Genomic DNA, 12,102 nt, shown 5'->3' on the forward strand with positions numbered 1-12,102 from the left:
GACACGACTTAAGCACAGGGGGCACCGAGGAACAGAGTATCACAGAGAATAAGTACTAAAACTGGGATTTAAAAATGGAAAGATGAAAGAATTCTATTCCAAGGTTCTCGCATTACTTCATCACCCGATCACAGATTCCCAAACTCACTCATCTCACTTACGATTCCCTATTCTCTGTTTGCAATCACTTTAAATCTCTCTATGGCAAATAAAAAGGGCATCCTATTTTGGATGCCTTTTTTTATGGTAATCTTATCTTTAAAATCTGTGCTTTCTGCGTTCTTATCTAGAATCCGATATTTATACCACCATACACCGTTGTGGTTTTGCCCTGTAAGAATTTTGGTGTGTAAAGATTTACATCAGCTCCGCTAATGTCGCTGCTTTCAACCCCAAAGTTGATGTATAGGTCGTTGATGGGTTGGTAGGTTGCCGCAAATTTGATAACCTGGCTTTTCCATCGTTCTTCATCCATAAAAGGTAGACCTCTTCTTTGTGGACTATTCATCAAGTCGGCGGAATATACCTTACCTTTTCTTGCTTTGGTGAAGGTAGCCTTTAGGTAAAGCGTTCTGAGCGGTTTTACGGTAAGAGCAGCGTAGATTTCATCGGAATTATCGCCAAGGTAATGACCTAAAAGGTAGCTGTTCGATTCGTACGTACAAGCCTGAACGTAATGACGGTAGCTGAAGGGATTGGTTCTTGTATATTCAACCGTTGCCTGTATATTGTTTACAGGCCAGTTGGTTAAATTACCCCCCACCTTTACAGATACCTCGTTGGTATTCTCGGTTTTGCTAAACATTCTGCTTATACCTATCTCATCAATAAATACCGATGAATAGACGCTTAGGTGCTTAACGGGTTTAAGTTCCAAATTGAAGAAAAGCAGCGAGTTGTTATCTATACCGTTTGACTTGTTGGATGAGGTAGATCTATCTGACGATCTGTAAAACATAAATGGGATAAGGTAGGTTAGTTGTATCCCATTATCGCTATAAATAGTTGAGTTACCGAACGAGAATTCCAGCCAACGTGTAGGTATTAGGGTAAACATGTTAGCTGCCATATACTTGTTTCGGTAAACCTCACGATCGAACTTTGCACCTGAAATACTATAGGATTTGCTGCTGTCTACCACATCGGAAACTAATGTTCCATGGAAATACTTAAACTTAAACCATTTTACGGGCGATAGCGTTAGCATTACGTAAGGAAACGATGGTGTACGACCCGAAAGAATGTTGGTACCATTATAACCCGATCCCCACTGTATTTGATCTTTGGCTAGTTCTAGGCTACCCCAATTCCAACCGTATGATATGCCTCCGCGCATTTCGTCGTACTCGTAGCCTGCTGAGGTATGCATATTGTTCTTACCAAGTTCCTGGTTTAGATAGGCTGGTTTGGTTAGCGGTTCATTTTCGAAGTTATCCCTAAAGCTGGCCCAAATGCCAACATGCTTACCTATATACCCGAAGGCGTCTATACCGTTGTATCTATGGGTGTAATCTTGTTCGCCATATTTGCCCTTTGTGAGCCCTAATATTGGGTTTATGGTTGCCGAGAACAGCGTATCCTTGTAGTAAAGAAGATCTAGGCGACGCTTAAAGTTTCTATCAGCGTGTAGTTCCTTGCCGTAATCCTTAAGGTAGAAGGCTAATTCCTTTTGCTGTCGTTGCGATAGCTGCTGCTTCTTTGTATCGGCTTCCTGCAGCCATTTGGCAATATCGGTTCGGTAGTAGGGTTTGGTAACCGATACCACATCTATTATGCCGTCGTTGGATAGCTCGTCGATAAAAGAGTAAATGCCGGTGTTGCCATGGTTTACCGTAACAGACTGGGAACTACCTATAAGGCTAACAAAAATGAAAACAGCTAGTAGGGAGAATTTACGCATGGAAAAAATCGATAGAATTAAAACTAAACAATTGAATTATTGCGGCAGAATGCCCTCCTCTACCCCCTCCAAAGGTGGATATTCTTTGATTTTGGCGTAGAGGTTTATTTGGAACGTCTGTATTCAATCTCTCTCTCATATTACAAATATTCTCACAAAATCTCTGGGGCATTTTCATTGCGATATTTGTGCAATTCATTGAAGATCTTAGTGGAAAATCAATATCTGTGAAAATCTGCTTTATCAGTAAAATATGTGTTCTATCTTCCTGATCGTTTAACTATCGCATGTATCGTCTTGAAAATAATGGAGAAATCGAGCCAAATGCTCCAGCTGTCGATATACTGAACATCAAGTTTAACCACATCCTCAAAATCGGTAATCTCGTTACGGCCCGATACCTGCCACATGCCCGAAATACCAGGCTTAACGCTTAAACGGCGCCAGTGGTGAAGGTCGTACTTATCTACCTCATCGAGGGTTGGCGGACGCGTTCCTACCAGCGACATATCGCCCATAAGTACATTCCAGAACTGGGGAAGCTCATCGAGGCTGGTTTTGCGGAGGAACTTACCAACACGGGTAACGCGTGGATCATCCTTCATCTTGAACATCATATCATCCATCTCGTTCTTATCCATCAGCTTCTTTTTAAGAGCTTCGGCATTATTACACATGGTTCGAAACTTGTAGATGTTGAAGTTTCTGCCGTTCTTCCCTACTCTAGTCTGTCGGAAAAATACGCCGCCCGGAGAATCTAGGAGTATTGCTGGAACAATAAATATGGAAAGTATTCCCGTAAGAATTAGTCCTACTAAACCTCCAAGCATGTCAATTATGCGCTTTGTTACAATTTGCCAAGGATCTAGGTTAACACTAGCCCAAGTTAAAGTAGGAATCACGCCTATCGATGATATGCCAGTCTTGGCAATCTTCATATCGTAAACATCCATTACAAGGTGAATGGTAATACCCATAGCCTCGCAACGGTGTATGTACGGCTCTATCTCTTTAAGGTGATCGTACGGAATGGTTACCACCACATCATCGGCATTGTGCTTCATTATCAGTTCGGGAAGATCCTCAAAATCGCCCAACTTAGGCTTACTGCTTAGGTCTTCGTAGCCGTTTAGGTGTACGGTACCAATAATGTCGATAAATAGCTCATTATTTTTATTCAGGTACTTAACCAGCTTCTTTACCTTATCGGGACTTCCTGCTACAATTATTCTGCGGTAAAAGGAGGTACGCCTTAGCAGCTTTCGTAACGACATCTTGTAAATAAAGTTGGCTGCCAACAGTACGCTTATATTGGTAACAAAAAATACCATCAGAAAAGCGCGGCTAATTACCTGAGTTTTTATAAGGTAAAGCGATGTAGTACAGATCAGGAAGGCGAAGCATACCGCTACTATCAACTTAGGAAGAATTGCTGTAAGTGCAAACTTCTCTTTTTTATGATTACTAGTTAAACCATACACGTTGAACAGCATTATGGAAATGGGCCATAGCACCATTACTCCTGCTAGCATTATCCAGTACGCGGTACCGAATGAGGTGGTATCTCCCTTTATCATGTTACGAAGCACCAGCGCAACCCTAAAGGTTGCCAAGGTGAGTACCGTGTCCATGATAATGAAGCTCACCTTAATGAATTTCATCCTCTTATTCAACATGCCAGAACTATTGTATTAGTATAATATGAAAGATGAAAGAATGTGGATAGGCACGTCATCTGAGACGTTGGATATTAGATCTTACAAAAGACACTACTCTCTATTCCCTTTTCCCTTCATTTATTTTCGCCGCTAAAGTAAGCTAACATAATTAATTCTTCAAAAGCTTAAATTGTTAAATATCCAACTGGTAGGATATGAAGCTGGTGAAATGTGAAGGGAGAACAAATGATCTAGTGATCCTGTGAACGAGTGATCGAGGGATGTAGGAGTCGAGAATCGTTAGTTGTTTATTGTTAGTCGGGAGTGGTTAATCATGATGGGTGAATAAGTGATAGAGGGAAGAATTTGTTAGAAGTCGTTAATCGTAAGGCAGAATCTTTCATTTTTCATCTTTCGTTAAACTAAAAGGTAATATTTGCTTATGCTGAATTTCTCTTTTAAACCATAAACTAAAAACAGGATCTACTAAGGTTATCTTTTTGGAAATCACATCAATAATCTCCTTATCAGCTAAAGCCTTCTTAATTCGTGTAACATTTGCCGATGTTCTGAAGTTATACTTAGCTATTACATCCTTTTTAGTAAACTCCGAATTTAAGCCATCGCATACCGCTCTTAGGAAGTTTAGTTGGTAGCCTGTCAGGTATTCCATATCACGCTGAAAAAGCATTGAATTCTGATTTAGCAAATCGTCTAATCCTAAGCAAAAGTTCTCATTGTCAACCCTATTTTCAGATCTCATCCATATCAACCAGAAGAGTTGCTGAACATACGAAGAATGATTATCAACCATATCGCAGATCAACTGAGCGTAGCTCTCGTCTATTTCTTTGCCGCTACTCTCGAACCTATCTACTATATAATTCACCCAGTTAGCTGTACCTATCTTTGGCAAGTACAACACATCTCCGAATTTATAAAATGGCAGGTTTCTTTTCTCAAATAGCAAGCTCATAAGATGTTTTTTGCTCCCCAAAAGGCGGTAGGAAACTGCGGACTGATGCTGCCAAACGCTTCTTAACTTTTTCTGAAAAGTTACAGGTTCTTCAAAATCCATCACCTGCTGGAACTCATCAATACAAACAACTATTTGTACCCCCTTCTTTAAAGCAATTTTCTCCGGTAGCGATAGAATTTTCTCCACTGATTCGCGCTTTTCATCTAGCACTAGCCCTACAGAGAAATCTATATTAGGATAGGTTCCCATAGAAATAGTAGGTTGTACGCGCGATAGAAAACTTTTTGTGTTCTCGACCCATTCCTCCTATTTAGATGAGGTTTGCTTAATTACTGCAGTTGCAAAGCCATTGTAGAATTCAGCCTCGGTCCGATGCGAAAAGACATCCAAAAACATCACTTTTACACCTTTTTCCTCGGTCATCTTCCCAACTTTTCGAACTAACGAGGTTTTCCCCAACGTCGGGGGGGATATCAGCACCGTATTTACGCCGCTCAAAAGTTGGCCAACAATCTTTTTGCTTCGTCTTGTCTATCCGTAAAGTTTCCGTCAGCTGCAGCAACTCCAAAAACAAACGGCTTATCCATATACTTCTGAATTAAAGAATTCAGTACAAATATACGAATATTTTAAATACGAATGTTTGTAGTTTTCTCAATACGGAGGTATTGAGAAACAGATAAATACGGATGAAGTAGGAAATAGTGAACGAATGATCCTGTGAATGAGTGATTGAGGGAGGCAGGAGCTAGGTGTCGTTAGTCGGGAGAGGTTAATCGTTATGGGTGAGTGAGTGATCTTGGGAGGAGGTTGCCGTTAGTCGTTAGTCGAGAGTCGTAATGAGAGACAAGAATTTTTCATTCTTTCATTTTCCAACGCAGAGTCGATGAGGCACATAGGTACACGGAGGGAGTCGAGAATCATAGAGTCAAGAGTCCCGAACCATGATGTGTGGTGAGTTAACTTTAATATTACGAGTTTTTTGTCACGAACTTTACGTAATTTTTCTTTCAACGCTAAGATACATATGACACTGAGGCTATTGTGAAGCGTGGTGCGTTATATGTGACTAATGAAGTTGGAGCCTAATTTTTTCATGTTTTCATCCTTTCATTTTTCCTGTCTTTCTTCGTGTCGTTATACTTGATACTATTATTTCAGCGACAAAGCGTAATTTGTGAAATTTGTGATAATTCTTGGAATAAAAATATTTTACCATAAATTTTGATACTATTAAAAAAATATTCGATATTTGTTATGTGAATACTCAAGGAAGGCTGAAGAGGCTGTCGTTTACAGAGTTTGAAACTAAGATTAAGATTATAGCTTAAACAGCTATTCAAAGATCCCGAACAAGTAATTTACCACCGGGAAGAAGAAAGGGCGAAGAGTCCTTGTAATAATCAACAAAGAAGATAAAGGCGTAGGGCGTGGTATGCTCTGTGGTGTACCAACCCCCATAATGTTAAACCTTAATGGATTTTGTATGCTATAGGTGATTAATACGCAACCATTTTATGCGACACCATGTGCTGCATAAAAAAAGCCACCAACAGCCGATGCGCCAACATCGCCTGTTAATGGCCTAAAAAAGATGCTACACTGTAGCGAGATGCTCTATACGTTTAGGAGCCGAACTATCAATTCACATGCTCCTATCCTATCACAACGCTAACCTTCTGTACTTTGTTAACCCGTAACAAGTACCAAAAGGTTCGAAATACGCAAGTTAGTTTTGAATGTTATGCCAAAAAATTAGAAAATGGCTAGACAAAAAGTAACAGGAACTCTTTGGTACTACCTATTACAAAACCCGCTGATTAAGGGTTCGGAGGCGTACATGGCCAAAGTAAGTGCAACCGATGTTTACGATGTAAACCGTATTGCGGCCGAAATGCAGAAGTATAATAGTCTGCTACCATTGCCGACATCAAGGCGGTAATGGAAATTCTCTTCTTTGTGGTATCGACAAGGTGTCTAGCGGATGCAGTGTTCAATTACCTATTGTCAACATTAAGCCTTCCATATCGGGTAGATTCAACAGTCCAATTGACAACTTTGATTCAACCAGACATGCTGTTAATGTTAAGGTTACCCCCGGCGAAATGCTCAACAGTAGCATCACTAATCTGCAGGTTAGTCGATACGATTCGGTGGAAAGAGCTCCTGTACTTAAGCAGTTCGTAAACTGTTTTACTGGAAACTCAACCGAATATAATGCCGGATTTATTGACAAGCTTATTGGCAACGAGCTAAAGTTAGATTCTACTAAAACAGATGAGGGGCTTTTCTTAGTAAACATCGAGAGCGGATCGGAGGTGAAGGTGCAGCATTTTGGAAAAATCACCAATGCTGAGCTGATGTTCACCCTACCTGTGCTAACGAAGGGCGAATACGTTAGCACAGGTGCGCAAGGCCTACTGCTCCGACAAGGAGATCAGAAAGAGTGCCTTCAAAAAGACGTTTACGATCGTATAGCCTTCCTTTTTCCTATCGAATGCCCTGGCCTCGGCTGGGGCATTCTCTTTTCTTTATTAAAACAGAATTAGTTGTTAGTCGGGGAGCGTGAACTGTGAAGCGTAATGAGAGACCCGTGAACAAGGCAACTTGAGATCGAGAGAACGAGTGAGCTGGGAGTCGGTAATCGGGAGTGGTTAATCGTATGGGTGACGAATGAAGCGTGGGCCGAAATTTTTCATTTTCATTTTCATTTTCATTTTTCATCCTTTCATCCTTTCATCTTTTCATCTTTTCATCTTTTTATCCTTTCCCGTTTTCACTATGAATTCGAACCCGATATCATTATGAGTTCAACTTTAAACAGTATATGAAACTAACCCCGAATTCACTATGAAATCACCTTCAAACAGTATATGATTTCGACTCTAAAAACGTAGTGATTTGAGCCTGATATTACGATGATACCGCCCCCAAACAGCAGTAATGATTGCCTGTTACTCGGGTGATACCGACCTTAAACTCGTGGTAATACGGGGTTGGAACTGCTGTAGTTTTAAAAAGTGAGGAAGGAGAAGTGATGCGTGAGATGTGATGAGTGAAGCGTGAAGGGTTCGCCGGGAGGAGGGAACAGGGAACTTGTGATCAAGGGAGGGGGTTGCCGTTAGTCGTTAGTTGGAGGGGTTAATAGTGAACGGGTGATCCAGTGATCGAGTGAATGATTGGGCAGGTGATTGGGAGTCGTGAAGTGTGAACTGTGACGGGTGATGCGGGAATAAGTGATCGAGTGAACGGGGTGGGTGGGAGTCGTTAGTGGTTAATCGTTAAGGTTGACAAGAATTTCTCACTCTTTCATTTTTCATCCTTCTTTAATCACAAAGGGTAATTCGCGTAATTTGAGAAAATTAGTGGAATGAAAATCTTTCATCCTTTCATCTTTAATTTTTCACATATTATGTAATATATAAATAGTGCATTTCCAATAAGGTATCTCCTCCACATCCTTCTAGGCTCACGTACCAGCCTGTAAAACCACTCCATTCCTATAGCAATCATCCAGCGTGGAGCACGCTTTACCGTACCTGCATAGAAATCGAATACTGCACCTATAGAGCATACATGTGTTGCCATTAGTTGCTCGAAATGCGCTGCAGCCCACTTCTCCTGCTTTGGGGCTGTCATACCTATAAGGAGCACATCCGGTTTAAATGCATTTACAGCCTCAATCATTTGCTGGTTGTCTTCGGCTGTAAACTCGGGCTTATAGGGTGGCGAGTATGTGGCAACCATTACATTCGGGTACTCCCTTTTAGTTCTTTCTACAATCTTTGCCAGCGTAGCCTCGCTGCTACCCAAAAAGAAGACTTTACCCCTCTCCTGCTCCATTCGCTCCATTTCCCACTTAAAGAGATCTTCTCCGGCAATCTTACCAATCTTTTTTCCGGTTAGGAGTCTTATGGCTAATACTATGCTTATGCCATCGGGTAGTAGTATGGTGCTCTTTTGTAGTGATTCATAAAAATCAAAATCCTTTTGAAGGGTATTAAAAGAGTGGGCATTAATGGTATTTACTAAGCATTTATCCTTAGGAAGCATACCTAAGGAAAGTATGAATAGTGGAAGATCCTTAAGCCTCTGTTTCACTTTTCTTTTCTCCTTTTTAAAGTCAGCAATAACCTGACTTATGGTACTAATAAAATTCTTTTCGAATATATCCAACGTATAGTTATTCACGTACTTTTTATATCCACTTTCTCCCATTTGCTGGGCTATTTCAGGATTTCTAATTAAGTATTTAATTTTATCGGCTAGTGTTTGGGCATCTTTTTTTGGTACAATAAAGCCATTAACACCATCTTCAACTATTTCGGGTATTGCTCCTTCGTTAGTGGTAACTATAGGCAGACGATATTGCATAGCCTCTAACAATACTAATGGAAAGCAATCATTACATGTAGGGGAAACGAAAATATTAGATTCTTTTAAAACCTCCTTTTTATCATTATCGTATTTCACTCCTAAGTAGGATACTACTTCACTTAATTTATTATCAGTAATATAAGAATTAAAATCTAATTGTTTAATGTCACCCCAAGAACCAACAAAGTTTGCTTTGAATACAACACCTTTTGCTAATAGTATTTTGCAGGCTTCCAAAAATACATATACCCCTTTGCTTACCATCATATTTGAAAGGAACAAAATATTTGCCTCTTTGTTTCTATTTTTTTGGATAGTAATGTCAGTTTGGTTAACTAAAGGAGTACCATTGGGGCAGTAATATAGCCTATCTATGGGTAAAAAATTCTCAATATCACTATACAATTGCGAAGATAAAAGAATAGTTCGAGATTTGCTTAATTGAAAACGGTATAGCATTTTTTTAAGCCAACTATTGCAATTTTCTGCTATACCTTTGTTATGGTAGTGGTATACAATTGGTATTCTAAAGAGTTTTACAATTGCCACAATTACCATTTCCTTGTAAAAGCCAGAACCTTTAGAGTTTATAGTTATATAACAAAGATCGAATCTATTATGAAAAATCCTTATTAGTACATTTATGTAAAGCCTTAAAAACGTAAAGTACTTTGAAAAGGAGGATTTACCTATATCATCTACGGTTTTTGATGTTGATAGGTTGATATAGGTACAATCAAATTTACTGTTTACTTCAATGCTATCCTTAATGTATTCACCTACCATAGCTGCACCATGTACAGGAGGTGGAAGATGGAGGATGAATAGTATTTTATTTTTCATTTTCATTTAATTATTTTATACTAAGTATAGTATTCAAATTGTCTATACATTCTAAATAATTTTCATTTTCATGATATATCAGTTTTAATTTTTCACGTTGGATTAAATAATTATCTTGTTTATTACAAATTTCTGTTAATTGTTTGGTTATTTCAAATTGATTAATGCAAAATGGACCTGGCAAATTTTTTAAAAAACTATCAGTAGCAAGACCTCTACTTTTAATATAAGCTTCTTTATCTGGGAATGCAAATATTATTGGCTTGTTAACGAGTAAAAAATCTACTAAAACAGATGAAATATCTGTAATTAATATATCACAAACGGATAATGCTTCGTAAAGAGTTAACTTTTTTTTATATAACCATGTGTCATTGATAATTTTAAGTCTTTCATTATCATAAATATCATGAAAAACTGACATAGGATGAGGCTTAACATAACAAATGATATCTAATTCTTTGAGTAATATACAAAATTGTTTGGTATCAAAATTAGGCATATTGAATACGTTACCAAAATCAATACCATCGATACGAACATCGCCTTCAACACTTTTACGGTAAGTAGGTAACCAGAATATAATTTTTGTTGTTGAAGAAACCTTGAGTTTTTCAAGTGTTTCCTCTCTATTTGTGAAGAGCCTTACATTACGAGGTAAACCAATAGGTAGAATTGAATTCTGCGAAATTTTAAATGCTTCAGCTAATATCTGATTAAAATATACAGATGTTGATAATGTATAGTTAGTAATTAATTGAGATTTTCCTTTTTCAACACCTATACGTTTCAAGGGCATACCGTGCCATAGATTTACTGATATTTGATTTTTCGGGAATTTGCGAAAATATAAACCATGTGTCATAAATACATAACGTGAAAAGATATAATAAAATATTGCTCTTATTGAATTACGCTTTAGGAAAATGGTATTTTTATTTATTTGAAAAGGTATAAACTCTAATTTGTCTGGTATAAGCCAAATAATCTTATGAGTATTTTTATAGTATTCATATACAGCTACACCATTATCTTCCCATATAGGATATGTTTGTATAATTATCCAATCAAATTTAGGCGTTAACTTCGTAATATAATAAAGTATTTTAGAAATGGCTTTTTTCATATTTTCATTTTTTAAACAAAATTATAACCACCATCAACAACTAGTATCTCCCCATTTACATAATTATTCTGGATTAAGAATAGGCAAGCATTTGCAACTTCTATTGGTTGACCAAATCTTTTTAAACTAATCTTATGTTCAATTTTATTCCTTAATTCATGTGATTTTTCTTGTTGCCATTCAGTATCTATAAAACCAGGAGCAACAGCATTAACTCTTATCTGATACGGGCTTAGAAATTTAACTAGATTTTTCACAAGAGCATGAACAGCAGCTTTTGTTACTCCGTAGGATATGGAAAATGAGTGAGGATAAATTCCCATTAAGGAACCAGTAAAAATTATTGAACCATTTGTTGGTATTATTCTGTAAAGTCTTTGGATTAAAAAGAATGGAATGGAAACATTTGTATTAATTACTTTTTCCCATTGTTCTTCTTTAATTTCTAAAAAATTAGAACGATCTGTAATACCTGTATTTAAGATTAAAACATCAAGTTTAGAAGTAATACTTGTTACTTTGATACAAAAGTTATTAACGTTATCGATAGAACTTAGATCAGTTTTTATAATACTAATACGTTCAGGATATTTCAGAGAAAGATCGTTTAAAACTTGTCGGGCAGTGTTATCATCCGTTGAATAATTAAGTATTACTGAATAACCTTTTTTTAACAGGCTTTTACCGATTGCTTTTCCAATACCTTTAGTGCCACCTGTTATTAGTGCATATTTCATACTAAAAGACTACTTTAGGGTTATCGTGTTTATCTGCTTTATATTTTAATTCCTCATATTTTTTATATATACTTTCTTTTAAAGAAGTTGAAGAAATTCCATTACCATATGGGAAATAATACACTAAAATACCTATATCCCTAAGGTAGTCGTATTTACCTTTCCAATCATCTCCAACTACAAACGCATCAATATTTAAGTTTTTTACTAATTCTGTATGGTCTAATGTATTTTGAGGAATAACTAAATCTGGATATTTAAGTGCTTCTACAATTGAAAGCCTCTCTTCAAATGGAATTATAGGTGTATTTTTATAAGTACACACTAGTTCATCAGTGCTTACACCAACAATTAAAATGTCTGCTAAACCTCTTGCGTACTTAATCATTTTTAAATGATTAGAATGAAACATATCAAATGTACCTGAGGTATATACAATGAATCTTTTATTTTTCATAATTGCACTTTTAGTAAAAAGTAAG

Annotated in this window: 9 protein-coding genes and 2 pseudogenes; 3 read left to right on the top strand and 8 right to left on the bottom strand. The window is 37.5% G+C overall.

The window, feature by feature from the left end; all coding sequences use genetic code 11:
• Positions 1-286 precede the first annotated feature (286 nt).
• The 3 genes from ACHZA1_RS08785 to ACHZA1_RS08795 all read right to left on the bottom strand — a co-directional run bounded on the left by ACHZA1_RS08785 (position 287) and on the right by ACHZA1_RS08795 (position 4,786).
• Positions 287-1,900, bottom strand: coding sequence for a capsule assembly Wzi family protein (locus ACHZA1_RS08785; protein ID WP_320054867.1), 1,614 nt, complete (start codon positions 1,898-1,900; stop codon positions 287-289).
• Between the two features lie 260 nt (positions 1,901-2,160).
• Complete coding sequence (locus ACHZA1_RS08790) at positions 2,161-3,576, bottom strand: sugar transferase (protein ID WP_320054868.1); 1,416 nt, start codon at positions 3,574-3,576, stop codon at positions 2,161-2,163.
• 382 nt (positions 3,577-3,958) lie between these two features.
• Positions 3,959-4,786, bottom strand: coding sequence for a hypothetical protein (locus tag ACHZA1_RS08795; protein WP_320054869.1), 828 nt, complete (start codon positions 4,784-4,786; stop codon positions 3,959-3,961).
• 1,513 nt (positions 4,787-6,299) lie between these two features.
• Between ACHZA1_RS08795 and ACHZA1_RS08800 the strand changes: the two genes are divergently transcribed.
• The 3 genes and pseudogenes from ACHZA1_RS08800 (at position 6,300) to ACHZA1_RS08810 (ending at position 7,086) form a co-directional block, all read left to right on the top strand.
• On the top strand, positions 6,300-6,479 hold the full coding sequence (locus tag ACHZA1_RS08800; RefSeq protein ID WP_320054870.1) for a hypothetical protein: 180 nt from the start codon (positions 6,300-6,302) through the stop codon (positions 6,477-6,479).
• A 31-nt stretch (positions 6,480-6,510) separates the two neighbouring features.
• Positions 6,511-6,621: pseudogene (locus tag ACHZA1_RS08805) on the top strand (hypothetical protein); the annotation flags it as partial.
• Positions 6,622-6,642: 21 nt separating this feature from the next.
• Positions 6,643-7,086 carry a DUF4469 domain-containing protein gene (locus ACHZA1_RS08810; RefSeq protein WP_320054871.1) on the top strand — a complete coding sequence of 148 codons (444 nt, stop codon included), beginning with the start codon at positions 6,643-6,645 and terminating at the stop codon, positions 7,084-7,086.
• 832 nt (positions 7,087-7,918) lie between these two features.
• On the opposite strand, the gene ACHZA1_RS08815 is transcribed toward ACHZA1_RS08810, so the two are convergent.
• The 5 genes and pseudogenes from ACHZA1_RS08815 to ACHZA1_RS08835 form a co-directional block, all read right to left on the bottom strand.
• The gene (locus ACHZA1_RS08815; protein ID WP_320054901.1) at positions 7,919-8,590 is read right to left on the bottom strand and encodes a WecB/TagA/CpsF family glycosyltransferase; all 672 of its coding nucleotides are present in this window, start codon (positions 8,588-8,590) and stop codon (positions 7,919-7,921) included.
• A gap of 180 nt (positions 8,591-8,770) precedes the next feature.
• Positions 8,771-9,763 (bottom strand): annotated as a pseudogene (locus ACHZA1_RS08820) (glycosyltransferase family 4 protein); the annotation flags it as partial.
• Between the two features lie 4 nt (positions 9,764-9,767).
• A complete protein-coding gene (locus ACHZA1_RS08825) occupies positions 9,768-10,883 on the bottom strand; it encodes a CDP-glycerol glycerophosphotransferase family protein (RefSeq protein WP_320054872.1) in 1,116 nt (371 codons plus the stop codon).
• An 11-nt stretch (positions 10,884-10,894) separates the two neighbouring features.
• Positions 10,895-11,620: an SDR family oxidoreductase gene (locus tag ACHZA1_RS08830; protein WP_320054873.1), complete on the bottom strand. Its 726-nt coding sequence runs from the start codon at positions 11,618-11,620 to the stop codon at positions 10,895-10,897.
• A 1-nt stretch (position 11,621) separates the two neighbouring features.
• On the bottom strand, positions 11,622-12,077 hold the full coding sequence (locus ACHZA1_RS08835) for an adenylyltransferase/cytidyltransferase family protein (protein ID WP_320054874.1): 456 nt from the start codon (positions 12,075-12,077) through the stop codon (positions 11,622-11,624).
• Positions 12,078-12,102: the final 25 nt, after the last annotated feature.

This window comes from uncultured Acetobacteroides sp. (assembly GCF_963667355.2).
In the GTDB taxonomy this organism is placed as follows: Bacteria; Bacteroidota; Bacteroidia; order Bacteroidales; family ZOR0009; genus Acetobacteroides.

Bases quoted from the DNA above. Each gene is read 5' to 3' on its own strand.
- ACHZA1_RS08835 (WP_320054874.1), bottom strand. From the start codon at position 12,077: ATGAAAAATAAAAGATTCATTGTATATACCTCAGGTACATTTGATATG.
- ACHZA1_RS08810 (WP_320054871.1), top strand. From the start codon at position 6,643: ATGCTCAACAGTAGCATCACTAATCTGCAGGTTAGTCGATACGATTCG.
- ACHZA1_RS08825 (WP_320054872.1), bottom strand. From the start codon at position 10,883: ATGAAAAAAGCCATTTCTAAAATACTTTATTATATTACGAAGTTAACG.
- ACHZA1_RS08830 (WP_320054873.1), bottom strand. From the start codon at position 11,620: ATGAAATATGCACTAATAACAGGTGGCACTAAAGGTATTGGAAAAGCA.
- ACHZA1_RS08815 (WP_320054901.1), bottom strand. From the start codon at position 8,590: ATGCTTCCTAAGGATAAATGCTTAGTAAATACCATTAATGCCCACTCT.
- ACHZA1_RS08785 (WP_320054867.1), bottom strand. From the start codon at position 1,900: ATGCGTAAATTCTCCCTACTAGCTGTTTTCATTTTTGTTAGCCTTATA.
- ACHZA1_RS08800 (WP_320054870.1), top strand. From the start codon at position 6,300: ATGGCTAGACAAAAAGTAACAGGAACTCTTTGGTACTACCTATTACAA.
- ACHZA1_RS08795 (WP_320054869.1), bottom strand. From the start codon at position 4,786: ATGGGAACCTATCCTAATATAGATTTCTCTGTAGGGCTAGTGCTAGAT.
- ACHZA1_RS08790 (WP_320054868.1), bottom strand. From the start codon at position 3,576: ATGTTGAATAAGAGGATGAAATTCATTAAGGTGAGCTTCATTATCATG.